Annotated in this window: 23 protein-coding genes; 6 read left to right on the top strand and 17 right to left on the bottom strand. The window is 63.4% G+C overall.

What is annotated here, in order from left to right; genetic code table 11:
- Positions 1-15: 15 nt before the first annotated feature.
- The 5 genes from ACZ5WT_RS08950 to ACZ5WT_RS08930 all read right to left on the bottom strand — a co-directional run bounded on the left by ACZ5WT_RS08950 (position 16) and on the right by ACZ5WT_RS08930 (position 3,594).
- Positions 16-1,434: a type II and III secretion system protein family protein gene (locus ACZ5WT_RS08950; RefSeq protein WP_464287019.1), complete on the bottom strand. Its 1,419-nt coding sequence runs from the start codon at positions 1,432-1,434 to the stop codon at positions 16-18.
- A 13-nt stretch (positions 1,435-1,447) separates the two neighbouring features.
- The gene (cpaB, locus tag ACZ5WT_RS08945) at positions 1,448-2,356 is read right to left on the bottom strand and encodes a Flp pilus assembly protein CpaB (RefSeq protein ID WP_464287018.1); all 909 of its coding nucleotides are present in this window, start codon (positions 2,354-2,356) and stop codon (positions 1,448-1,450) included.
- 207 nt (positions 2,357-2,563) lie between these two features.
- The gene (locus ACZ5WT_RS08940) at positions 2,564-3,064 is read right to left on the bottom strand and encodes an A24 family peptidase (RefSeq protein WP_464287017.1); all 501 of its coding nucleotides are present in this window, start codon (positions 3,062-3,064) and stop codon (positions 2,564-2,566) included.
- Between the two features lie 76 nt (positions 3,065-3,140).
- Positions 3,141-3,338 (bottom strand): Flp family type IVb pilin, encoded by a 198-nt coding sequence (locus ACZ5WT_RS08935; RefSeq protein WP_464287016.1) that lies wholly within the window; start codon positions 3,336-3,338, stop codon positions 3,141-3,143.
- Positions 3,339-3,411: 73 nt separating this feature from the next.
- On the bottom strand, positions 3,412-3,594 hold the full coding sequence (locus tag ACZ5WT_RS08930; RefSeq protein WP_464287015.1) for a Flp family type IVb pilin: 183 nt from the start codon (positions 3,592-3,594) through the stop codon (positions 3,412-3,414).
- A 393-nt stretch (positions 3,595-3,987) separates the two neighbouring features.
- Between ACZ5WT_RS08930 and ACZ5WT_RS08925 the strand changes: the two genes are divergently transcribed.
- The 4 genes from ACZ5WT_RS08925 to ACZ5WT_RS08910 all read left to right on the top strand — a co-directional run bounded on the left by ACZ5WT_RS08925 (position 3,988) and on the right by ACZ5WT_RS08910 (position 6,400).
- Positions 3,988-4,443 carry a pilus assembly protein N-terminal domain-containing protein gene (locus ACZ5WT_RS08925; protein ID WP_464287014.1) on the top strand — a complete coding sequence of 152 codons (456 nt, stop codon included), beginning with the start codon at positions 3,988-3,990 and terminating at the stop codon, positions 4,441-4,443.
- A 112-nt stretch (positions 4,444-4,555) separates the two neighbouring features.
- Positions 4,556-5,125 carry a TadE/TadG family type IV pilus assembly protein gene (locus ACZ5WT_RS08920; RefSeq protein ID WP_464287013.1) on the top strand — a complete coding sequence of 190 codons (570 nt, stop codon included), beginning with the start codon at positions 4,556-4,558 and terminating at the stop codon, positions 5,123-5,125.
- Positions 5,122-5,706 carry a TadE/TadG family type IV pilus assembly protein gene (locus tag ACZ5WT_RS08915; RefSeq protein ID WP_464287012.1) on the top strand — a complete coding sequence of 195 codons (585 nt, stop codon included), beginning with the start codon at positions 5,122-5,124 and terminating at the stop codon, positions 5,704-5,706. The genes ACZ5WT_RS08920 and ACZ5WT_RS08915 overlap by 4 nt, the downstream gene beginning before the upstream one ends.
- Positions 5,707-5,779: 73 nt before the next feature.
- On the top strand, positions 5,780-6,400 hold the full coding sequence (locus tag ACZ5WT_RS08910) for an HAD family hydrolase (RefSeq protein ID WP_464287011.1): 621 nt from the start codon (positions 5,780-5,782) through the stop codon (positions 6,398-6,400).
- Positions 6,401-6,445: 45 nt separating this feature from the next.
- Here the strand turns inward: ACZ5WT_RS08910 and ACZ5WT_RS08905 are convergent, their stop codons facing one another.
- The 5 genes from ACZ5WT_RS08905 to ACZ5WT_RS08885 are packed head-to-tail and all read right to left on the bottom strand — an operon-like array spanning position 6,446 to position 10,627.
- Complete coding sequence (locus tag ACZ5WT_RS08905) at positions 6,446-6,841, bottom strand: VOC family protein (protein ID WP_464287010.1); 396 nt, start codon at positions 6,839-6,841, stop codon at positions 6,446-6,448.
- A gap of 11 nt (positions 6,842-6,852) precedes the next feature.
- Positions 6,853-7,482 carry a uracil phosphoribosyltransferase gene (upp, locus tag ACZ5WT_RS08900; RefSeq protein ID WP_464287009.1) on the bottom strand — a complete coding sequence of 210 codons (630 nt, stop codon included), beginning with the start codon at positions 7,480-7,482 and terminating at the stop codon, positions 6,853-6,855.
- 19 nt (positions 7,483-7,501) lie between these two features.
- Positions 7,502-8,719, bottom strand: coding sequence for a phosphopentomutase (locus ACZ5WT_RS08895; RefSeq protein WP_464287008.1), 1,218 nt, complete (start codon positions 8,717-8,719; stop codon positions 7,502-7,504).
- 39 nt (positions 8,720-8,758) lie between these two features.
- Positions 8,759-10,075, bottom strand: coding sequence for a thymidine phosphorylase (gene deoA / locus ACZ5WT_RS08890; protein WP_464287179.1), 1,317 nt, complete (start codon positions 10,073-10,075; stop codon positions 8,759-8,761).
- 51 nt (positions 10,076-10,126) lie between these two features.
- Positions 10,127-10,627: a MarR family winged helix-turn-helix transcriptional regulator gene (locus ACZ5WT_RS08885; RefSeq protein WP_464287007.1), complete on the bottom strand. Its 501-nt coding sequence runs from the start codon at positions 10,625-10,627 to the stop codon at positions 10,127-10,129.
- A 110-nt stretch (positions 10,628-10,737) separates the two neighbouring features.
- On the opposite strand from ACZ5WT_RS08885, the gene ACZ5WT_RS08880 reads away from it, so the two are divergent.
- Both ACZ5WT_RS08880 and ACZ5WT_RS08875 read left to right on the top strand, forming a co-directional pair.
- On the top strand, positions 10,738-11,997 hold the full coding sequence (locus ACZ5WT_RS08880) for an HlyD family secretion protein (RefSeq protein WP_464287006.1): 1,260 nt from the start codon (positions 10,738-10,740) through the stop codon (positions 11,995-11,997).
- 10 nt (positions 11,998-12,007) lie between these two features.
- Positions 12,008-13,045 (top strand): FUSC family protein, encoded by a 1,038-nt coding sequence (locus tag ACZ5WT_RS08875; RefSeq protein ID WP_464287005.1) that lies wholly within the window; start codon positions 12,008-12,010, stop codon positions 13,043-13,045.
- Positions 13,046-13,102: 57 nt separating this feature from the next.
- Here ACZ5WT_RS08875 and ACZ5WT_RS08870 read toward each other — a convergent pair whose 3' ends face one another.
- The 7 genes from ACZ5WT_RS08870 to ACZ5WT_RS08840 form a co-directional block, all read right to left on the bottom strand.
- Positions 13,103-15,469 (bottom strand): aldehyde dehydrogenase family protein, encoded by a 2,367-nt coding sequence (locus ACZ5WT_RS08870; RefSeq protein ID WP_464287004.1) that lies wholly within the window; start codon positions 15,467-15,469, stop codon positions 13,103-13,105.
- A gap of 113 nt (positions 15,470-15,582) precedes the next feature.
- On the bottom strand, positions 15,583-16,572 hold the full coding sequence (gene deoC, locus ACZ5WT_RS08865) for a deoxyribose-phosphate aldolase (RefSeq protein ID WP_464287003.1): 990 nt from the start codon (positions 16,570-16,572) through the stop codon (positions 15,583-15,585).
- Positions 16,569-17,363 (bottom strand): purine-nucleoside phosphorylase, encoded by a 795-nt coding sequence (locus tag ACZ5WT_RS08860; protein ID WP_464287002.1) that lies wholly within the window; start codon positions 17,361-17,363, stop codon positions 16,569-16,571. Before ACZ5WT_RS08860 ends, deoC begins: the two co-directional genes overlap by 4 nt.
- 37 nt (positions 17,364-17,400) lie before the next feature.
- The gene (locus ACZ5WT_RS08855) at positions 17,401-17,811 is read right to left on the bottom strand and encodes a cytidine deaminase (protein ID WP_464287001.1); all 411 of its coding nucleotides are present in this window, start codon (positions 17,809-17,811) and stop codon (positions 17,401-17,403) included.
- 27 nt (positions 17,812-17,838) lie between these two features.
- Entirely contained in the window at positions 17,839-18,804 is a 966-nt protein-coding gene (locus ACZ5WT_RS08850) for an ABC transporter permease (protein ID WP_464287000.1), read from the bottom strand.
- 1 nt (position 18,805) lies between these two features.
- Positions 18,806-19,927, bottom strand: a complete 1,122-nt coding sequence (locus ACZ5WT_RS08845) for an ABC transporter permease (RefSeq protein ID WP_464286999.1) — start codon at positions 19,925-19,927, stop codon at positions 18,806-18,808.
- Positions 19,924-21,531 carry an ABC transporter ATP-binding protein gene (locus tag ACZ5WT_RS08840; RefSeq protein WP_464287178.1) on the bottom strand — a complete coding sequence of 536 codons (1,608 nt, stop codon included), beginning with the start codon at positions 21,529-21,531 and terminating at the stop codon, positions 19,924-19,926. The genes ACZ5WT_RS08845 and ACZ5WT_RS08840 overlap by 4 nt, the downstream gene beginning before the upstream one ends.
- Positions 21,532-21,554: the final 23 nt, after the last annotated feature.

Here is a 21,554-nt window from a genome sequence, read left to right as displayed (position 1 = left end):
CCTTGACGCCCGGCCTCAATCGAGGACGAAGCCGACCGACCCGCTGAAACCACCGCGCATTTCGCCGCTGCGACCAACACCGTAGAGGTTCTCCATGCGGCCGAGGAAAATCGACTCCGCATCGCTGGCGATGGTGGAGCGATCGGTGGGAACCGGGATCGAATTGGCGGGGCTGGGCCCAACCAGGTAGGGGGTGACCAGGATGACCAGTTCGGTCTGCTCGGTCTGGAACTCACGCGAGCGGAACAGGGCGCCCAGGATCGGGATGTCACCCAACCAGGGGAACTGGTTGATCTGCTGCTTGGACTTCTCTTCGAGCAGCCCACCAATGGCCAAAGTGGTGCCGCTGGGCAGTTCGACCGAGGTATTGGCTTCGCGCTTGGTGATCGAGAAGTCTGCCTGCGGTTCGGAAACCGACGTTTCGACCTTGAGCGCGATGTTGCCGTTGGACTTGACCACCGGGGTGAAGCCGAGTTCGACACCATAGGGCTTGAACAGAACGGTGCGGGTACGGGTCCCGTTATCGTTCTCATCATAGGTGTAGTAGGGCAATTCGCCGCCCGCCAGGAACTTGGCAGACTCGCCGGAAATGGCGGTCAGCGTTGGCTGCGCGAGGACCCGCAATGCGCCCCTGCCCTCAAGGGCCCGAATGGCGGCGCTCACGCTATTGCCGCCGCCGCTGAAGCCAACGTCGAGACCCGTCAGCGGGAAGGCGTCCGTGAGCAGGCCGTTGGCGAACTTCAGCAGGTTGGTGGTGCCGACATTGAAGACCGCGCCGAGATTGATGCCCAGCTGCTTGGCCACGTCACGCTTCACCTCGGACACGGTGACCTGCAGCATGACCTGCTGGGCGCCGGCCACATCGATGATGTTGGCGACGTTTTCCGGCGAACCGGCGAACTGCACTGCCACGGCCGTGGCGCGATCACGGTCGTCGCTGGACAGGACGCTGCCGGTGAGCACGACACGGTTGGTGTCACCCAGGATGACGGACTCAACCTGAATGCGGGAGCCCGGAATGACGCGCGCCAGGGCGCTCTGCAGCGCATTGCCGACCTGGGAAGGCTGCTCGATCACTTTGACGTCGAGCACAGCGATGGTGCGGCCCTGATCGTCGAGGAAGAAGATATTGGTATTGCCGCCCGAGATGCCCTGCACGATCGCCCGCGTGCGGGTCCGCATGATGGCTGCGGCAACACCGGGCTGGGACACGATCACTTCGGCTGCGCCCGCTGGCAGATCGATCAGCGTGGTCTTGTTGAGCTCGACCTCGACCTTGCGCGTCGCGCCATAGGCGGCTGCACTGATTGTGACGTGGCTTTCCTGAGCGACAAGCGCCGGACCAGGCACTGCGGCCAGCAACCCGATGGCAATGACCGGGCTGGCGAACAGGCCTGCGGCGCGGCGGCGGAGCGTGGTGAGCAGTGCGATCATGATCATCTCCACCCTATTGGGGCGCCAGCTGAGGTTCGAAAGGCGCAGCGTTCTCGCTGGACGTCTCGGGGTAATAGGCGGGATCGACGAGGCCGGCCTGTCCCACGATCGCGGGGTTACCGGCGATGACCGACTGCTCGCGGCCGAAACGGATCAGCCGGACAGTCTGGTTCGAGTTCGGCGAGTCCGAGGCCACGCCCTTCTTGAAATCAACCACCGAGCGCAGCGTCAGCGAGAGCTGGCCGCGCGTCGAGGCGTTGATGAGCAGTTCCGCCTGCGACGGCGTGAGCTCGAGCGTGGCAATTGTTGAGCTATCAAAGGTCACCGGCGTCGTCGTGGGCGAAGACGGGTTTTCCTGGCCGCCGCTAGCGCCCATTTCGCCGAGCCGCTTGCCGATGGCGAGCACCCGGACATTGGTAAGAATAGCCTCGGAATTCTGGCCCGCCGGGGTCTGAGTGGTCAGCACCACATCGACATGGTCGTTGGGGATGACAAAGCCGCCGGCGCTGGACACCGCGGTCACGCCAACCGAAACTCCGCGCATGCCCTCGCCGAGCACGGCCGACAGGTAGCCCTGATCGGCCCGCACCAGCTTGGCCTCGCGGATCGGCTCGCCGGGGAAGAACTCAAAGCGCGCCACAGCGCCGGTCAATTCGGCGGGGGCGTCAGGCATGGCGGAAATGGTCACATATTCGGAGCGAACCGCACCTTCAGGCCAGTCCTGCCACTCCAGATTCTCAGCGCTCAGCCGTTCGCCGATCCCTACGGGGGCCCTGACCACCAGGATCTGGGTCTTGGCTTCCTGGACGACTTCCGTCGTCACCACCTGCTGGGGAGCGGGCGCGCCTCGGGTCACCAGGAAAGCGGCAAGACCACCAGCGACAAGCGCCGCAGCCAACAAGATGATACGCGCCGGCTTCATGACTCACTCCGGTTGTACGCGGGCCGCATTGGACCCAATTCCACCGGGAGGAGTGTGAACCCAAAGGGTCAAAGTTTGGTTAACCGGAGCTTTTCGAAGTCGGTTAACAATGCGTAAACTTGGAAATCAGTACAGCAGCCCAACAGCCATCAAGACCAGATTGACACCAATACTGGCAATACGCCTCGCTCTACTTGCCACTATCGATCAGGCGACAAGACGCTCGTAGATTACCGAGTTGGAATAGGTCAGCAAGCCAGCAATGGCCAGGGCGATCCCATAGGGCACGCCCGACTTCTTGTCATGCAGGCGCTCGAGCCAGCGATAGCGGGCGAGGAACGGGGTCAAGGGGAGATTGCGCAGAGCCAGGATGGCCAGCGTCAGCACACCGCCGAGCAAGGCCGCATAGGCCAAGTAGGGCAAGGTAAGCCCGAAGCCCAGCCAGAGGGTTGTCGCGGCAGCAAGCTTGGCGTCACCACCGCCGATCCAGCGCAGTGCGAACATGGCAAAGGCCACCGCCAGCACGACAAGCGCGCAGGTTACGTGCATGGCGAATTGCTGGAGGGGAAGGTTGGTGGCCAACGCGACGACAAAGAAGCCGACGGTCAGTGCCAGCACCAGCTTGTTGGAAATCCGCATCGTCAACAGGTCGGACGACGCCGCCAGAGCCATGGCAAACGGAAAGAACAGCAGGGCGATGGTGGACATGATCTAGCTCCAGGCGAGTGCAGGCTTAGTCTGCAGCAAGGGCCTTAAAGGAGTGCGAAGATCGGATGCAAGGAAATCAGGCGTCGCCCGCGCCGGTCAGGGCCGCGGTGATTTTGGTGTAAATGTCATCAAACATGCGATGCATGCCACCGTTGACACCCAAAACGGCGGTCAATATGGCGACGGATATCAGTGAGGCGATCATCGCATATTCAATGGCGGTCGCACCACTCTCGTCGCGGCAGAGCGCGATGAACGCTTGGCAAATTCTCAACTCGCCCTCCGCATCGGCGCAGCCGATGAAAAAAGAAGAGGCCCAAGGGCCCCTTCCAATTCGTTCAAGCTAATTAGCCGCCAGCAGCGGGCTTCGGCTTCAGAGCATTGGTGATACCGTTGAAGGTGTCGCCGAGCTGGCCGCCGAGCAGGGTAACTGCGCCGATGATGGCGACGGAGATCAGAGCGGCGATCAGGCCGTATTCAATTGCGGTCGCGCCGGACTCGTCCTGCGCGAAGCGTGCGAAAATGTTCATTCCCAGGCTCCATTTTTACGTCATTGCATGACGTTCATCGTTCGACACGTCACACGTCGAACAAGCTCGAAAGCTAGAGAGGACATCTTGAAATTGCGTTAATCGGGCGCCGCACCTGAAGTAACAGGCGAGCGCTTTTCCTCATGATAATCAGGACGTTAATACGCTCGATGGCATTTTACGAACCCCATCATCCGCGCGGTATATTTCCCAATACGATCCAGTTACTTCGCTCAATAACACATGCCCCCCCCGATCTTCACTACAATACTGGGCAAACAAGGGAATACCCCCATCTTTGACAGTCAAAGCAGCATCCACGGGCGTTTGCCAAATATAAACCATTCCAGCGGAAAATGTGGCTTCGAGTACCAGTACCGCCGGAACATGTTCATGCGCCCCATGCTTGCCGCTGTCTTTGCCATCAGTCTGTCGCTGGCGTCGAGCCTTACCCCGGCTCCGGCCCTTGCCAATGATGGCGCGCCGATCAACGTCAACGTCAACATGGCGCGCGTGCTGCGCATCAATGCGGCGGCAGCCACGGTGATCATCGGCAATCCTGGCATTGCTGACGTCACCATCCAGGATCCCCAGACGCTGATCCTCACCGGCAAGAGCTTCGGACAGACCAACCTGATCGTGCTCGATGCTGCGGGCAATCCGATTGCCGACACCATGATCGAAGTGGTGCAGATGCAGGCCGGCGTGGTGACGGTGTTCCAGGGCCAGGCCCGGACCAGCCTTGCCTGTGCGCCCGTATGCCAATCGGTCGTCATGATGGGCGACGATACCAACTATTCGTCGCAAGCCATCGCCTCGTCCCAGTTGGTCCAGCAACTCGCCAACTGAGCATTCACCGCTCGTTAACCGTCATCACAGCGAGGCGGTCGCAAGGGCCTCATCCTAACTATCGGTTAGCCGTGCCCGGGACATTCTCGGGCGCGATAATCGAGCGCGGATCATGGCCGGACGCATTGCCTTGCTGATGAGACATCTGCTGCTGCCCAGGAGGCGGCGGGATTTCGTGCGCGACGAGCGCGGCGTGACCGCCGTGGAATTCGGGCTGCTGGCACTGCCCTTCTTTTCGATCCTGGGTGCAATTCTCGAGACCTCGCTGGTCTTCCTGTCCGGCCACGTGCTGGAAAGCGCGGTCAATGACGCGAGCCGCCAAATTCGCACCGGTCAGGTGCAGCAGTCGAGTGTCACCGCCGCTGGCTTCAAGACGATGGTCTGCGACCGTCTCTATGGGCTCTTCCCCGACTGCAACGGCCTGCATGTCGAGGTTCGGGAAATCGGCAATTTCACCTCTCTGTCCTATGAGCCGCCGATCGACCCGGCATGCAAGAAAGACTGCAAGTGGACCCGCCCGGAAGTGTTCGTGCCGGGCAAGGGCTCCAGCACGATCAGCGTTCAGGTTCACTACAAATGGCCCGTAGTGCTGAACTTCGCCATCTTCTCGCTTGCCACCCTGCCTGACGGCAACCGCCTGCTGGGGGCCGCAGCCGTGTTCCGCAACGAGCCCTTCTCATGAGGGCGCTCTGGCAAAGGCTGCGCGGCAAGATCGCGCGGTTCGGCCTCCGCGAAGACGGTATCGCAGCGGTCGAGTTCGCGCTGATTTTGCCGGTCATGCTGTTCGTCTATATCGGATCGGTGGAGGCGAGTGCCCTGATCTCGATGGACCGGCGGGTGCAGTCGATCGCCGGCACGCTGGGCGACCTGGTCTCGCGCGCCGACGCATCCGTTACGTCTGGGGACCTGCTGGACTATTTCCGCGCGGCTGGCGGGATCATGACCCCCTACCCCACCGACAAGCTGCGACAGACGGTGACGCAAGTCTCGGTCTCTGCCGATGGCAAGACGGCGACCGTGGTGTGGTCCTACGAGTTTGATTACACCAAGGCCAGCTACGCCGTTGGCACCAAGCACCGCAAGGACTCTACCTTTCCCCTGCCCCCGCAGATGGCCACCATCGCCAAGGGCAAGACCGTCATCGTGTCGGAGGCCAGCTCGTCCTACCTGCCGCTCTACGGCTTCGTTTATGCCAAGCCGATCGATCTGAAGCGCGAGAACTTCTTCATGCCCCGGTTCGGCAAGCCCATCGTGGTGAAGTAGGCGCGCGGCTTGCGCCCTGCGGTGCCCCATGGCACAAGCCGGGCATCTATATTCTGGCCCGGCGGTACCCCTGATGGACGATACTCTAGTTCCCGTTTTTGACCTTGGCGGCGTATTCGTCGACTGGAACCCGATGTACCTGTTTCGCAAGCTCTTCGAGACCGAGGAGGACGCGCAGTGGTTCCACGACAATATCTGCACGCTCGACTGGAACCTCGAATTTGACGCCGGCGAGATCTACTCGGAAGGCGTCGCCAAGCTGATCACGCGTTTCCCCAAATACTGGCGCGAAATCCAGGCCTTCGACCTGCGCTGGAAGGAAACCCTGGGCCCCTTCATCCAGGGCACGATCGACATCCACAACGAGCTGATCGAGCAGGACATCCCGACCTTCGCGATCACCAACTTCTCGTGGGAGAAGTGGGTCAGCTGCCTGCCCGAATGGCCGTTCCTCGAAAAGTTCGACGGCGTGATCGTGTCGGGCCTCGAAGGCCTGGTGAAGCCCGATCCGCGCCTCTATCGCGTGTTCTGCGAGCGCTACGGCCTGGCGCCGGAAAGCTGCGTGTTCATCGACGACAGCGAGTCCAATATCGTATCGGCCCGCAAGTTCGGCATGCACGGCATCCACTTCAAGGATCCGGTGATGCTGCGCCAGGAGCTGATCGGCCTGGGCCTACCGCTCAAGGCGAAGTAGGAAAAAGTAAACCCCGGAGCGATCCGGGGTTTTTGCTTTTGGGGCCTAGCGGAAGCGGCCGCCCTTCTGGATGACTTCGATCTTGTAGCCATCGGGATCGGTGGCAAAGAAGAAGCGCGCCACCTGCACGTCGCCATTCTTGAAATCCACCAACTTGCCGACGGTCAGGCCCGCCGCGCCGAAGCGCGCATATTCGGCGTCGATATCGTCCACAACGACAGCCAGGTGACCGTAGCCGTCGCCGATATTGTAGGGCTCGGTGCGGCTGGCATTGATGGTCAGTTCCAGTTCGAACCCGCCTTCGGCCTCGGCCATATAGACGAGGGTGAAATCGGGGAATGCGATGCGGTCGACCACCTCGAGCCCGAAGGCGGTGCGGTAGTAGTCGACAGAGCGGGCTTCATCGATGACGCGGATCATCGAGTGGACAGGCTTGGCCATGGACGTGTCTCTTACTTGGTGCCGTACATGCGGTCGCCGGCATCGCCGAGACCGGGGATGATGTAGCCCTTCTCGTTGAGATGGCTGTCGATGGCGGCGGTGTAGATCGGCACGTCGGGCTGGGCTTCGCTGAAGTGCTTGATGCCTTCGGGCGCGGCCAGCAGGCACAGGAAGCGGATGTCGTTAGCGCCGCGCTCCTTGAGCTTTTCAATCGCGGCCGTCGCCGAATTGCCGGTAGCCAGCATGGGATCGACGACGATGATCAGGCGGTTGGCCAGATCGGCGGGGGCCTTGAAATAATATTCGACCGGCTCCAGCGTCTCGTGGTCGCGATAGAGCCCGATATGGGCGACGCGTGCGGCGGGAACCAGGTCGAGCATGCCATCGAGCAGGCCATTGCCGGCGCGCAGGATCGAAGCGAACACCAGCTTCTTGCCCTTGATGGCGGGGCTTTCCATCGAGGCCATCGGCGTCTCGATCGGGATCATCTCAAGCTGCAAGTCGCGGGTGACTTCATAGCACATCAGGTGTGCGATCTCGCGCAGCAGGCGCCGGAAACCGGCAATCGAGGTCTCCTTGTTGCGCATGATGGTGAGCTTGTGCTGGATCAACGGGTGATCAAGGACGGTAACGTTGTTCATTGGGACCACCCGGGGCGTATCAAAGGAAACTCTTGCCGTGTCGGCCGGGCGCGAGGCCGAGCCAGCGGGCTATGCTTTCGCCAATATCGGCGAATGTCGTGCGAATGCCAATCTCGCCTTGCGGCAGGGCTGGGGAAAAAACCAGGATCGGCACCTGCTCGCGCGTATGATCGGTACCTGGCCAGGTCGGATCATTGCCATGATCGGCCGTCAGCACCAATAGATCGTCATGCCTTAGCTTGGCGATCAGCTCGGGCAGGCGCGAGTCGAAATATTCGAGCGCCGCCGCATAGCCGGGCACGTCGCGGCGGTGGCCATATTCGCTGTCGAAATCAACGAAGTTGGTCATGATGAAAGCCCGGTCATCGGCCATTTCCATGGCGTCGAGCGTCTTGTCGAACAGCTGGGGCAGGCCGGTGCCCTTCATCTTGTGGGTCACGCCATGCCCCGCATAGATGTCGGAGATCTTGCCGATGGCATAGACCTGCTGGCCGGCTGCCTGGTTGCGGTCGAGCAGGGTCGGCTCGGGCGGGGCAATGGCAAAGTCGCGACGGTTGCCGGTGCGCTTGAAGCTCGCGGCTTCCTCGCCGACGAATGGGCGCGCAATGACCCGGCCGATCATCAGCGGCGCGGTGAGTTCGAAGGCGATCTGGCAGATCTCGTAGAGCCGATCGAGCCCGAAATGGCTCTCATGCGCCGCGATCTGGAACACCGAGTCGATCGAGGTGTAGCAGATGGGCTTGCCGGTGCGGATGCTCTCCTCGCCCAACTCGGCGATGATGGTGGTGCCCGACGCGTGCTTGTCGCCAAGGATTCCCGGCAGCTTGGCGCACTTGATGAATTCGGCGATCAGCTCGGGCGGAAAGGTCGGTTCGGTCTGGGGGAAATAGCCCCAGTCGAAGGGCACCGGGACGCCGCCGATTTCCCAATGTCCCGAAGGGGTATCCTTGCCGCGCGAGATTTCGCGGCCCACGCCGAAGCGCCCGCCTTTGGCCTTGGCAGAAAGGCCCGGCGGCAGAGTACCCGTCGACAGCTGGATGGCCGCGCCAATGCCTAGCGCGTCGAGATTGGGCACGTTGAGGGGCCCGGCCCGCAGCCCCGCCCGGTCAGCCTTGCCGGCCGCAGCCCACTCGGCGATGTGGCCAAACGTGTTCGAGCCGACATCGCCATACCTGTCAGCGTCCGGCGCGCCGCCAATGCCGACGCTGTCGAGTATGCAGAGAATGGCGCGGGGCATCGGGGTCTCCTGGCGGGTTCAGAACAGGCACGGCGTCGGTCAAGGGGCCGGGGCAACCCGGTCCGCGATCAGGGGAAAGCCGGAGGCCGTCTCGCCCAATACATAAGCAGCCCTCAGGCGCGTTTCCGCCTCGGCAGCGCTGGCCTCGTCGCGGGCGTGAATGCGCGCGATCGGCATGCCGGGTTCGACCCGGGCGCCGAGGCCAAGCAGGGCATCGAAGCCCACCGTGTGGTCGATGGTGTCGGTGGGCGTGGTGCGTCCGCCGCCCAGAGCCACGACCGCCATGCCGACGCCGCGCGTATCTATGCTGGCGACAATGCCCTGCCCCTCGGCGAACACGTCGCGGACGATCGCAGCGGGCGCCAGATGGCGATCCATGGCTTCAACAAAATCGGCGGGGCCGCCCAGCGCGGTCACCATCTGCGCGAAGCGCTCAATGGCGCGGCCGCTGTCGAGGGCGTCATCCACCAGCGCGCGGCCGGCAACGGCATCCGCCGCCACACCAGCCATGGCGGCGACTTCAGCGCAGAGGGCCAGGGTCACTTCGCGGAGGCGCGCGTCCTGATGCTTGCCAGTCAAAAAATCTACCGCGTTGCGGACCTCAAGGCCGTTTCCGGCCGCTGAGGCCAGCGGCTCGTTCATGTCGGTGATCAGCGCGCGGGTCGGCAGCCCGGCACCATAGGCGACATCGACGAGGCTCCGGGCGAGATCGCGCGACTTTTCCAGCGTGGGCATGAAGGCGCCCGAGCCGGTCTTGACGTCAAGGATCAGCGCACCGAGGCCCGCCGCGAGCTTCTTGGAAAGGATCGACGCGGTGATCAGGGGGATGGATTCCACAGTCCCGGTCACGTCGCGGATGGCGTAAAGCATCTTGTCGGCGGGGGCGAGATCGGCGGTCTGACCGATAATGGCGCAGCCAACCTGCTTCACCACCTTGCGGAACAGGGCATTGTCGGGGCTGGTCGTATAGCCGGGGATGGCGTCGAACTTGTCGAGCGTGCCGCCGGTATGGCCCAGGCCGCGACCGGAGATCATCGGCACATAGATGCCAAGCGCTGCCAGGATCGGCGCGAGCATGAGGCTGACATTGTCCCCGACGCCGCCGGTTGAATGCTTGTCGGCCACCGGGCCATCGAGATCAGACCAGTCGAGCACGGTGCCGCTGTCGCGCATGGCCAGGGTCAGCGCCACGCGCTCTTCCATGTCCATGTCCCGGAAATACACCGCCATGGCAAAGGCTGCCGCCTGCGCCGGAGAAACAGCGCCATCGGCAAAGCCGGCAATGAAGGTGGCAATCGTATCGGCCGCGAGCGGCAGGCCATCGCGTTTGCGGGCGATGACTTCCTGGGGAAGCATTGTCATGGGCAAACCATAGGACAGTTCACAAGAACAGAGAATACTCGGCGTTCAGCGCGCACCATCATCCGTCAGCGCCCGCTCCACGACTTCCTTGGCGTGCCTGAACTGGCGCAGCGAGTCCCGGGTATTGGTGAGCATGCTGGACATGAAGCGCTTCACAATTGCCAGTTCTTCGGCCGTAAAGCTGTCGAGTACCGCGCTGTTGAGCGCCATGAAGCGGTTGCGCAGATGCAGGAATTCTTTGTCGCGCGCCGCTGGACCAAGCGACAGGATCACCCCGCGGCGATCGGTGGGATGGGGATGGCGCTGGATATAGCCCCGCGCCTCCAGCCGATTGAGCAGGATGGCGGTGGCGCCGCTGGTCAGCCCGAGATGTTCAGCGAGCTGCTTGGGCGTCGCGTCGCCATCAGCGTTCTTGATGAAATAGAGGCTCATCAGGTCGGTCTGGTTGATGCCAGCCTGTTCAGCCAGCAACCGATAGACCTGCCCGACCTCCGAGGTGAGGTCGCGGATCAGGTCTTCCAGATTGTCTGTTGCGTCCTGGTTCATATTCCTCACGTGCATTTTAGCTATGCAGCATAGTATCTTTGTTGCAAAGGCAAGTGAAGCACCCTAAATCTGGCGTCCCCCGCCACGGCCGCAGATGTATGGAGTGCAACATGTCACAGGTTAAAGCTAGCGCAGACGCTAAAGGCAAGGCCCTCGCCGACAACGTCACACGGCTGGATCGTGGCGTGGCCGAGGAAATGGATACCGCCACCGACACTGCGGTGAGCGTCCAGAGCCCAGCAGCCCAGAATACAGTTGCCGTCGCCGAGCCCGTTTCAGTCGACACCGAGACCGCGCCTGCCCCGACAAGAAGCCGCAAGAAGGCGGGTATCATTGCCCTCGGCATGGTTGGGGCGCTGGTTGCCTGCGTCGCCTGGTACCCGCTGTCCGATCACCACGCCCCCTATGCGGGCGGCGCGTCGGTCATTGCCGACGTCACTCAGATCTCCTCGCGCGTCGCAGGGCCTGTGGCCTCGGTCACGATCACCGACAATGCCCAGGTCAAGGCCGGCCAGCCCCTGTTTGCCATCGACCCGACCACCTATCAGATGGATGTCGAGCAGGCGCGCGCCCAGCTCGCCCAGGTGCGGGTGTCGGTCGGCTCAGGCGTCGCCGCCATTCCCGCCGCCCAGGCCAAGCTCGAACAGGCCCAGCTGGCACTCAAGACCGCCGACGATGATCTCGACCGGGCCCGCCAACTGTTCGACAAGGGCTTGCTGGCCCCTGCCAAACTGAGCGCCGCCGAGGCCAACCAGCGTTCGTCGAGCCTCAGCGTCCAGGCCGCCGAGGCCGAGGTCGAGCGTGTCACGATGACCGCCGGCTCCGTCGATGATGACAATCCCAATGTGCGTACCGCCCGCGCCGCGCTGGAGAAGGCCGAATTTGCCCTGGCGAGCACCACCGTCTTGGCGCCCACCGATGGTTATGTGTCGAATCTGTCGCTCACCGAGGGCCAGTTCGTGGGCGCTGGCACGGCGGCGATGACCTTCATCAACCCGGCAACCCAGATGGTGATTGCCGATTTCCGCGAGAACCAGCTGATCAACGTGCAGCCAGGCGACAAGACGGTCGTGACCTTCGAGGCGGCACCGGGCAAGCAGTTCGCCGGCACGGTGGAAAGCATCGCCTGGGGCATCAGCAGCGGCCGCGTCACCGCCAATGGTCTGTCACAGCCGACCAGCGACACCCGCTGGTTCCCCCCTGCCCGCAAAATTCCGGTCCGCGTCAAGCTTGATGACCTGTCCGAACTGCCCGCCAATATCCGGCTCGGCTCGGAAGCTGGCGTCCTGATCATTCCCGAAGAGGGCTTCATTCCGGCTGTCGCCAAAACCCTGCTTGGCTTCGGCGGCGTGCTGGCCGGCTTCAACTAGGTCGCTCGACATGGAAGAGCTGTCACGGGTTGATCCCCACGAAGACCCCTATCTCGCGCTGCGCACGGCACTGGCGGTTCTGATCTGCCTCGTGCTGGCGGAGCCGCTCGGGATTACCATGCCCATGCTGCCGGTGGTGATGGGCATGAGCATCATGTCCAACCAGCGCGGCGCGATCAACGGCCGGACCTTCGCCACTCCGATCGTGCTGCCGATCATCGGCATCATCTTCAGCTGGGTTGCTGCCGTCACGGTGAACGAGCCCATGCTGTTCGTCATCGTCAATGTCGTGCTGGCGGTTGGCGGGCTGGCGCTCATGCTGTTCCGCGGCTCACGCGGCGGCATGATGCTCACCGTCTTCCCGCTGATGATGGCGATGTCGGCGCTCTATAGCGACTATGCGCTGGCCGTGATGCGCGACAGCATGGTGATGGGTGGCGTGGCGCTGGGCGTCGCGGTTGTCGGCCTCAACATGCTGTTCCCGCCCAAGACCAAGCGTGTCCATGACGAAGTGGTCGCGCCGCTGGTTAGCAACCAGGCGGGCAAGCATCTGCTGATCCGTTCGGCGGTCTACGTGCCGGTAATGCTGCTGGTCTTTGCCTCGGGCGACATGAACATGATGATCATTCCGATCATGCTGCTCTTCGTCTGCGCTGAGCCGCGGCGCGGTACGCAGATGAACCAGGTCATCGATCGTGGCGGCGGCACGCTGGTCGGCGGCCTGCTCGCGGCCGGCGTGATGATCATCTATAGCGTGGTGCCCGAAGTGCCGGTGCTGATCCTGCTCTGCACCATCATCACCTACTATCTCATCGACAAGATGACGACCGGCAAGCGCCGCCCGCTCATCTACCAGTATACCTGCTCTGCGGCCCTGGTGATGATCCTGCAGGCCACGTCCGGCGGCCGTGACGCGCTCGAAGTCGTGCTGCAGCGCGTGGTGATGAGTGCGGGAACCATGGTAGCGGCCATAATGGTACTGGCCCTGCTCGAAGCCGTTTTCCTCAATCCTAAGGAAGACGAACCGACACAGGCAGCCCTCGCCTGACCGCCCCGATCCGCTCCCTCCTCGTCATCGGGAGGGAGCCAGATCGGGGGCACCGCACTAGGCGCCGTAGGGGATCCAGACATTCTTGACCTGGGTGGCGCGGGCGAGCAGGTAATCCCCCTCGAAACGCCGGTCGGCCAGATCGTAGTTGAGGCCGCGCGTGGTCCAGGTCTGCTTGACGTTGGTGATCGAAGCCTTTTCGACCATGGCCGAGGCCTCGGCACTACCGACAAACCACATGCCATCGACGCCATCATGCTCGGCCAGGGTCTTGGCCAGCGAGACGCTGTCGCCGGTGACGATATTGATCACCCCGGCAGGCACGTCGGAGGTTTCGGTGACCTGATAGAGGTCGGTCACCGAAAGCGGCGAACGGTCCGAAGGCACCAGCACCACCGTATTGCCCATGGCCAGCGCGGGAGCCAGGAGCGCGATCGAGCCCAGCAGCGGGCGCGTGGCGGGTGCGACTATGCCCATCACCCCGATCGGCTCGATCATGGCGGCAGCCACCGCACGCAGCGGCGGATTGTGCACGGCGCCGTCATACTTGTCGGCCCAACCGGCAAAGGCGAACAGCCGCTCGACCGAGCGGGCAACCTCGTCGGCACCATCCTCGCCGGTCTGCGCCTTGAGACGGGCGGCGAATTCGGCGCGGCGATAGTCGAGGTTCTCGGCGAGGAAATACAGGATCTGCGCCCGCGAATGGGCCGCGGTGCTTCCCCAGCTCAGTGCGCCGCGCGCCTTTTCGACGGCGTTGCGGATATCCTTGCGATTGCCCTCGCCCACTTCGCCCACCAGCTTGCCGGTGGGGTCGAGCACGGGGCGCGAATAGCCGCTATCGGGGCGCGCCTGCTTGCCGCCGATATAGAGCTTTGCGGTCTGGTCGAGATGGCCGGTATCGAGCGGATTGGCCGACGCCGCTGCCAGGGCCTTGAGCGCAGGGGCGGGCTTCAGGTCCTTTTCCCAGCTCGGCTTGAGATAGGCGGCCATGCCTTCACGACCACCTTCACGGCCAAAGCCGCTTTCCTTGTAGCCGCCGAACCCGACTGCCGCGTCGAAATTATTGGTGCCGTTGATCCAGACCACACCGGCCTTGATCTTGGGGGCAATATCAAGCGCCAGATTGATGTTCTCGCTCCAGATGGTCGCGGCGAGGCCATATTTGGTGTTATTGGCCAGCGCCACCGCCTCTTCGGGCGTGCGGAAGCTCATGGCGACCAGAATGGGCCCAAAGATCTCTTCCGCCACCAGCGTATTGGCGGGCGAGACATTGGTGACCAAAGCGGGCTTGAGGAAGCAGGTGCCACCGGGCAGTTCGCCATCGGGCTCATAGACCACCGCGCCTTCGGCAATGCCGCGCTTCATCAGGTCGCGAATACGCTCGACCTGCACCTGCGCCACCAGCGCGCCGATATCGACTGACTTGTCCAGCGGATCGCCGACACGCAGGCTCGACATGCGCAGCTTCAGCTTGGCGATGAAGCGCGCCTCGATGCTCTCCTGCACCAGCAGGCGCGATCCCGCGCAGCACACCTGGCCCTGATTGAACCAGATGGCGTCGACCAGCCCCTCGATGGCGCTGTCGATATCGGCATCCTCGAAGACGATATAGGGCGACTTGCCGCCCAGCTCGAGGCTCAGCCCTTTGCCGGAACCGGCCGTGGCGGCGCGGATGGCCTTGCCCACTTCGGTCGAGCCGGTAAAGGCGATCTTGTCGATGCCGGGATGGGCGACGACGGCCTGGCCAGTTTCGCCCTCGCCGGTCACGATATTGACCACGCCCTTGGGCAGGCCGACGCGCTCGCAGATTTCGGCGAACAGCAGCGCCGTCAGCGAGGTGAATTCGGCGGGCTTGAGGATCACGGTATTGCCGGCGGCCAGCGCCGGGGCGATCTTCCACGCCAGCATCAGCAGCGGGAAATTCCACGGAATGATCTGCCCGCACACGCCATAGGGAACGGCGTCGGGGAATTCGCGGCTCAGATGCTGGGCCCAGCCGGCATGGTGATAGAAATGCCGCGCCACCAGTGGAATATCGACGTCGCGGCTTTCGCGGATCGGCTTGCCATTGTCCATGGTTTCGAGCACCGCAAACAGGCGGCTGTGCTTCTGGATGGCGCGGGCGATGGCGTAGAGGTACTTGCCGCGCTCGTAGCCCGATAGCGCGCTCCAGCCCTTGAAGGCGGCGCGGGCGGCCTTGACCGCCGCATCAACATCCTCGGCGGTGCCATTGGTCACCTCGGCCAGGGCCGTGCCGGTAGCCGGATTGTCGGCGGTGAAGGTCGTGCCGGGCTGGGTCCACTTGCCATCGATGAAATGACCGAACTTGCGCCCGTGGCTGTCGAGCCAGGCCAGCGCCTGATCGGGGCCCTCGGGGGCCGGACCATAGTCGAGGGTCTCGAAGATTTGCGCGATCTTGTTCATTCCTGAAATCCTCCCGCGGGGGCTAGCCTACCGCGCATGTCCCGGGACGCATCCCGGTTGCTGTTCACCGCATCCCCGCGCAGGCGGGAATGACCCTGTGGGTTGGCGATGGATCAAACCATCGGCTGGCGATAATCGGCCGAATAGTGCCCGGTCAGGCCATGCTCCAGCTGCCGTTCGATGTCGGTCAGCAGGCTCGAGGCGCCGAACCGGAACAGGTGCGGCTGCAGCCAGTGGGTGCCCAGCTCTTCCTTCATCAGCGCCATATAGGTCAGCGCATCCTTGGCCGTGGCAATTCCGCCGGCGGGCTTGTAGCCGATCTCGATGCCGGTCTCTTCGGCGAACCAGCGGATCATGCGGATCATGGTGAGCGAGGTCACCAGATTGGCATTGACCTTTTCCTTGCCGGTCGACGTCTTGATGAAGTCGGCGCCCGCCATCATGCAGACCAGGCTCGCCTTGGCGATATTGGTCTGGGTGGCCAGCTCGCCCGTGCCCAGGATGGTCTTGATATGGGCGTCGCCGCAGGCCTTGCGGAAGGCCTTGATCTGGTCGTACAGCCCCTGCCAGTCGCCGCGCAGCACCATGCCGCGCTCGATGACAATGTCGATTTCCTTGGCACCATCGGCCACCGACAGCTCGATCTCGCGCAGCTTGGTTTCGACCGGCGCCAGCCCATGCGGGAAGGCGGTCGAGACGGCGGCCACCGGAATGCCGGTGCCCTCAAGCGCGTTGACGGCCGTCTTGACGAAGTTGTGGTAGACGCAGACCGCGCCGGGCAGGATGCGCAACCCGCCCACGTCGAGCCGGTCGAGGATATCCTGGCGCAGCGGGTGCCGCGCCTTGGCGCAGAGCCGCTCTACGCGCCCATCGGTATCGTCGGAATTGAGCGTGGTCAGGTCGATCAGCGTGATGGCCTTGAGCAGCCAGGCGAGCTGGTAGTCCTTCTTCACCGAACGGCGCGCGCCGATGGTGCCGGCCCGGCGTTCCAGCGCCGAGCGGTTCATGCGCACGCGCTCGACCCAGTCGAGATCGAGCGGGAAGCCCGGATTGCGCTTGTGGGTCAGCTCAGACGGCGTGTTGTCTACAACGCGTAAGCTCATAGTTCCTCCACCAGCGCGGGGATAAGCTTTTTCAGCTTGGCCGCGCCTTGTACCGCCATGGTCTTGGTATGCTCATGGCTGATGTTCTCGGCCGAAAGACCCGCGCCCATATTGGTGATGGACGAACAGGCCCAGACCTTCATGCCCAGATAACGCCCGAGAATGACTTCGGGTGCCGTGGACATGCCGACTGCATTGGCACCGAGCCGGATCGCCATCTGGATTTCGGCGACGGTTTCAAAGCTGGGGCCAGAATACCAGAGATAGACGCCCTGCCCCACATTGATCTGCAGGCGCTCGCCGATGGCCACGGCCTTGGCGCGCAGGTCTGCATTGTAGCAGTCCACCATGTTCACGAAGCGGCGGTCGGTCGGCTCGCCGATCAGCGGGTTCATGCCGGCATAGTTGATGTGATCGGAGATCAGCATCAGGTCGCCGGGGGCCAGCCGCTCATCGACCGAACCGGCCGAGTTGGTCAGCAGCAGGGTCTGCGCCCCAATCTCGGCCATGGCCTCAAGCGCCGGGCGCATCGCGGCGGCATTGCCGTGTTCATAATAGTGCTCGCGGCCGGTGAGGATGGCGATGCGTTTGCCGCCCATCATGCCGATCAGCAGGTCCCGCCCATGCCCGGAGACACCGCCGCCGGGAAAGCCCTTGAGCTCGGAATAGGGGATGATGACCTTGTCTTCGAGCAGGTCCCCGATGGCGGAGAGGCCCGAACCCAGCACCAGCGCCGCCGCGATGGGCTCGGTGCCGGCGATCTTCTGGATGGTCTTGGCAGCTTTAGTCATTGTGTTCTCCGACGACAGGCCCTGGCAGCCCTGAAACCTACTTGCCCAGAAATTCGGGTCCGAAGCTGTGCGGCAGCAATTGGCCGAGCGTCATGACCATCGGCTCCCCCGCGACGCCATGCGAGATGACTTCGACGCCGGGATCGGCAAATTCCCGAATGCGTTGGCGGCAGGCCCCGCAGGGGGTGACGGGCGCGGCGCCCGGCCCGGTCACGTAGATCCTGGTGATGCGCTTGGCCCCGCCCGCAATCATCGCCGCGATGGCCGAGGCCTCGGCGCAATTGCCCACCGGGTAAGCGGCGTTCTCGATATTGCAGCCGGCATAGATTTTGCCGTCGTCGGCGAGGATCGCAGCGCCGACCGAGAAGCGCGAATAGGGCGCATAGGCCTTGGCGCGAATAGCTTCGGCGGCCTCGAACAAGGCCTGATCGGTCGGTGTCTTCGCCATTGTGATCCTCTGCGCAGCCCCGTGGGGCTAGCGCTCCTTGGTATAGGGAATGCCACCGGCCTTGGGGCCAACGGCCTTGCCGATGAAACCGGCCAGCAGGATGACGGTCAGCACATAGGGCAGCGCCTGAATGGCCTGGACCGGGATTTCGACGTTGAACAGCGTCGCCCCCTGCAGGCGGATCTGCAAGGCATCGAGGAAGCCGAACAGCAGGCAGGTGAACATGGCCGGAACCGGCTTCCACTTGGCGAAGATCAGCGCCGCCAGGGCAATATAGCCCTTGCCCGCGGTCATGTTGTTGCCGAAGCCCGAGCCCTGCGCGATCGAGAAATAGGCGCCCGCCAGCCCGCAAAGCAGGCCGGTAATGATCACCGCCTGATAGCGCAGCCGGACCACCGAGATACCGGCCGTATCGACCGCCTTGGGGTTTTCACCCACGGCGCGCAGCCGCAGGCCGAACCGGGTGCGGAACAGCACGAAGGCGGTCACCGCAACCATGATGAAGGCGATATAGACCAGGATATAGTGGCCTGAGATCAGGTCGTAATAGATCGGACCCAGCACGGGCACGCCCGCCAGTTCATTGGCAAAAGGCAGGGTCACCGGTTCAAACCGGCCGCCCGGCCCCAGCGCCGGGGTACGGCCGCCCTGGGAGAACCAGGTCTGGCCGAGGAAGGTGGTCATGCCGGCGGCCAGCATGTTGATGGCGACGCCCGCGATCAGCTGGTTGCCCTTGAGGGTGATGGCGGCGACGCCCTGCAGCAGGGCCGTCGACAGCGACACAGCCATGCCTGCCAGCAGGCCCATCCAGGCCGAGCCGGTCACGGCGGCGACGGCACCGGCAGCGAAGGCTGCGGCCAGCATCTTGCCTTCGAGGCCGATGTCGAAAATGCCGGCGCGTTCCGAATACATGCCGGCGAGACACGCGAGCAGCAGCGGCGTCGACAGTCGGATCGTGGCGTCGAGAATGGAGAGGATAATGGCGAAATCCATGTCAGCTCTCCGTGCTGGCGCTGGAAACGGCGGCGACAGGCCGCTCGGGCAACAGCATGAAGGCCCGCTCAAGCGTCGGGCGGAACAGCCCTTCCATTGCACCAGTAAACAAGATCACCAGCGCCTGGATGACCACGATCATCTCGCGGGTCACCGCCGGAATGACGAATTGCAGTTCCTGGCCGCCCTGATAGAGCGCGCCGAACAGCAGCGCTGCCAGCGCGATCCCCACCGGGTGATTGCGGCCCATCAGCGCCACGGCGATGCCGACAAAGCCCGCACCCGCGACATAGTCGAGCACGAGGCGGTTCTGCACGCCCATGACTTCATTGATCGCCACCATGCCGGCCAGCGCGCCCGAAATGGTCATGGTGATCATGATCATCTTGGAGTTGGAAATACCGGCATAGCGCGAGGCGGTCGGGTTCTTGCCCAGCACGCGCATGGCGTAGCCGAACTTGGTGTGCCAGACCAGAATATAGACGCCGATCAGCGCCAGCACGGCCACTACGATGGACAGGTTCACCGGCGAATAGCCGAAGAAGCTGAAGAACTGGCGCAGCTGCGGCACCCGGCCACCCACCGCAATGGTCGCCGATTCCGGCGCCATGGTGGTCGCGGGCTTGAGCACGCGGTTGACCATGTAGACCATCAGCGCCGCAGCTATGAAGTTGAACATGATGGTGGTGATGACGACGTGGCTGCCGCGCTTGGCCTGCAGCCAGCCCGGAATGAACGCCCAGAAGCCGCCCACTGCACCGGCCGCGATCACGGCCAGCGGCATGGCGAGCAGCCAGTGGGTCTGGTCGAGGGCCAGCGCCACCACGATGGCCCCGAGCCCGGCCACATAGGCCTGCCCGTCACCACCGATATTGAACAGGCCGGCATGGGCGGCAACCGCCACGGCCAGGCCGGTAAAGATGAAGTTGGTGGCGTAATAGAGCGTGTAGCCAAAGCCATCGCCATAGCCGAAGGCGCCATAGATGATGACCTGAATCGCCTCGATCGGGTTTTCGCCGATCATCAGCACCACCAGGCCCGAAACCAGGAAGGCGGTGAACAGGTTGATCGCCGGCAGCAGCACGACATCGGCCCAGCGTGGCAAAGGACGGCGGGCACTCATGGCTTGGCCTCCTGGCCATCTTTAGCGGTCTTGGGCGTCTGATCCTTGCTGATACCGGCCATCATCAGGCCGAGGTCACCTTCGGAAGCAGTCGCAGGGTCGGCTTCGCCGACGATGTGGCCGTCGAACATCACCAGGATGCGGTCGGCCAGCGAGCGGATTTCGTCCAGTTCCACCGAGACGAGCAGGATGGCCTTGCCGGCATCGCGCATCTTGATGATCTGGTTGTGGATGAATTCGATGGCGCCGATATCGACGCCGCGCGTCGGCTGGCCGACGATCAGCACATCGGGATTGCGCTCCATTTCGCGGGCCAGCACGATCTTCTGCTGGTTGCCGCCCGAAAACAGCGCGGTCTTGAGATTGATGTCGGCCGGGCGCACGTCGAAGGTCGCGATATGCTCGGCCGCCTTGCGCTTGGCCGCGCCGATATCGAGGAATGGGCCGCCGCCATAGTCGGGGCTATCCTGATACCCCAGAATGGCGTTTTCCCATTCCTGGAACGTGGTCACCAGCCCCATGCGCAGGCGGTCTTCGGGCACATGAGCAAGCCCGGCGGCGCGGGCGCGGGCAGCGCCGTCATCGCCCTCGAGCGAGAGCGGATTGCCGTTCAGCAGCACCTGGCCCTGGCGCTGGTCGCGCATGCCGGAAATGGATTCGAGCAGTTCGGATTGCCCGTTGCCCGAAACGCCGGCAATGCCGACGATCTCGCCCGCGCGTACCGAGAAGCTCACGTCCTTGACCCGCACGATGCCCATGTCATCGGCGACGACGAGGTTCTGCACTTCCAGCATGGTCTTGCCGGGATGGGCGAGGCCCTTGTCCACACGCAGCAGCACGCGGCGGCCGACCATCAGCTCGGCAAGCGCCTCGGGGCTGGTCTCGGCGGTCTTGACCGTCGCCACCATCTGGCCCTGGCGCATCACCGAGACATTGTCGGTAATGGCCATGATTTCGCGCAGCTTGTGGGTGATCAGGATCACCGTCTTGCCCTGGGCGCGCAGCGTTTCGAGCACGCGGAACAGGTCGTCGGCTTCCTTGGGCGTCAGCACGCCGGTCGGCTCGTCCAGAATCAGGGTTTCGGCACCGCGATACAGCGCCTTGAGGATTTCGACGCGCTGCTGCTGGCCGACCGAGATATCCTCGATCAGCGCATCGGGGTCGACATCGAGATTGTATTCGCTGGCAAGGCGCTTCAGCTCGGCGCGGCCGCGCGCCAGGCTCGGGCCCAGCAGGCCGCTATCCTCGGCCCCCAGCACGATGTTCTCCAGCACCGAGAAATTGTCGACCAGCATGAAGTGCTGATGCACCATGCCGATACCCAGCGCCAGCGCATGGCGGCTGTCAGTGATGGCATGTTCCACGCCGTTGACGCGGATGACGCCGCTATCGGCGGTGTAAAATCCATAGAGGATGGACATGAGCGTCGACTTGCCCGCGCCGTTCTCCCCCACGATGCCGTGGATGGTGCCGCGCTGGACCGCAAGATCGATGTCCTTGTTGGCGTGAACCGCGCCAAACCGCTTATTGATCTTTTCAAGCTCGATCGCCCAGCCTGAGGCAGGGGACGATGCAGCGGCCGTTTCCGGCCGCTGCGGGTTCATGGTGTCGTTACCGGACATCAACG

It is taken from the genome of Devosia sp. T2-14 (assembly GCF_055397495.1).
The sequence above is the reverse complement of the archived record's forward strand: the minus strand, read 5'-3'. Positions and strand labels throughout refer to the sequence as shown.

Excerpts from the sequence above, each read along its gene's own strand:
- ACZ5WT_RS08950 (WP_464287019.1), bottom strand. The coding sequence starts at position 1,434 with ATGATCGCACTGCTCACCACGCTCCGCCGCCGCGCCGCAGGCCTGTTC.
- cpaB (WP_464287018.1), bottom strand. The coding sequence starts at position 2,356 with ATGAAGCCGGCGCGTATCATCTTGTTGGCTGCGGCGCTTGTCGCTGGT.
- ACZ5WT_RS08940 (WP_464287017.1), bottom strand. The coding sequence starts at position 3,064 with ATGTCCACCATCGCCCTGCTGTTCTTTCCGTTTGCCATGGCTCTGGCG.
- ACZ5WT_RS08930 (WP_464287015.1), bottom strand. The coding sequence starts at position 3,594 with ATGAACATTTTCGCACGCTTCGCGCAGGACGAGTCCGGCGCGACCGCA.
- ACZ5WT_RS08925 (WP_464287014.1), top strand. The coding sequence starts at position 3,988 with ATGCGCCCCATGCTTGCCGCTGTCTTTGCCATCAGTCTGTCGCTGGCG.
- ACZ5WT_RS08920 (WP_464287013.1), top strand. The coding sequence starts at position 4,556 with ATGGCCGGACGCATTGCCTTGCTGATGAGACATCTGCTGCTGCCCAGG.
- ACZ5WT_RS08915 (WP_464287012.1), top strand. The coding sequence starts at position 5,122 with ATGAGGGCGCTCTGGCAAAGGCTGCGCGGCAAGATCGCGCGGTTCGGC.
- ACZ5WT_RS08910 (WP_464287011.1), top strand. The coding sequence starts at position 5,780 with ATGGACGATACTCTAGTTCCCGTTTTTGACCTTGGCGGCGTATTCGTC.
- ACZ5WT_RS08905 (WP_464287010.1), bottom strand. The coding sequence starts at position 6,841 with ATGGCCAAGCCTGTCCACTCGATGATCCGCGTCATCGATGAAGCCCGC.
- upp (WP_464287009.1), bottom strand. The coding sequence starts at position 7,482 with ATGAACAACGTTACCGTCCTTGATCACCCGTTGATCCAGCACAAGCTC.
- ACZ5WT_RS08895 (WP_464287008.1), bottom strand. The coding sequence starts at position 8,719 with ATGCCCCGCGCCATTCTCTGCATACTCGACAGCGTCGGCATTGGCGGC.
- deoA (WP_464287179.1), bottom strand. The coding sequence starts at position 10,075 with ATGCTTCCCCAGGAAGTCATCGCCCGCAAACGCGATGGCCTGCCGCTC.
- ACZ5WT_RS08885 (WP_464287007.1), bottom strand. The coding sequence starts at position 10,627 with ATGAACCAGGACGCAACAGACAATCTGGAAGACCTGATCCGCGACCTC.
- ACZ5WT_RS08880 (WP_464287006.1), top strand. The coding sequence starts at position 10,738 with ATGTCACAGGTTAAAGCTAGCGCAGACGCTAAAGGCAAGGCCCTCGCC.
- ACZ5WT_RS08875 (WP_464287005.1), top strand. The coding sequence starts at position 12,008 with ATGGAAGAGCTGTCACGGGTTGATCCCCACGAAGACCCCTATCTCGCG.
- ACZ5WT_RS08870 (WP_464287004.1), bottom strand. The coding sequence starts at position 15,469 with ATGAACAAGATCGCGCAAATCTTCGAGACCCTCGACTATGGTCCGGCC.
- deoC (WP_464287003.1), bottom strand. The coding sequence starts at position 16,572 with ATGAGCTTACGCGTTGTAGACAACACGCCGTCTGAGCTGACCCACAAG.
- ACZ5WT_RS08860 (WP_464287002.1), bottom strand. The coding sequence starts at position 17,363 with ATGACTAAAGCTGCCAAGACCATCCAGAAGATCGCCGGCACCGAGCCC.
- ACZ5WT_RS08855 (WP_464287001.1), bottom strand. The coding sequence starts at position 17,811 with ATGGCGAAGACACCGACCGATCAGGCCTTGTTCGAGGCCGCCGAAGCT.
- ACZ5WT_RS08850 (WP_464287000.1), bottom strand. The coding sequence starts at position 18,804 with ATGGATTTCGCCATTATCCTCTCCATTCTCGACGCCACGATCCGACTG.
- ACZ5WT_RS08845 (WP_464286999.1), bottom strand. The coding sequence starts at position 19,927 with ATGAGTGCCCGCCGTCCTTTGCCACGCTGGGCCGATGTCGTGCTGCTG.
- ACZ5WT_RS08840 (WP_464287178.1), bottom strand. The coding sequence starts at position 21,531 with ATGAACCCGCAGCGGCCGGAAACGGCCGCTGCATCGTCCCCTGCCTCA.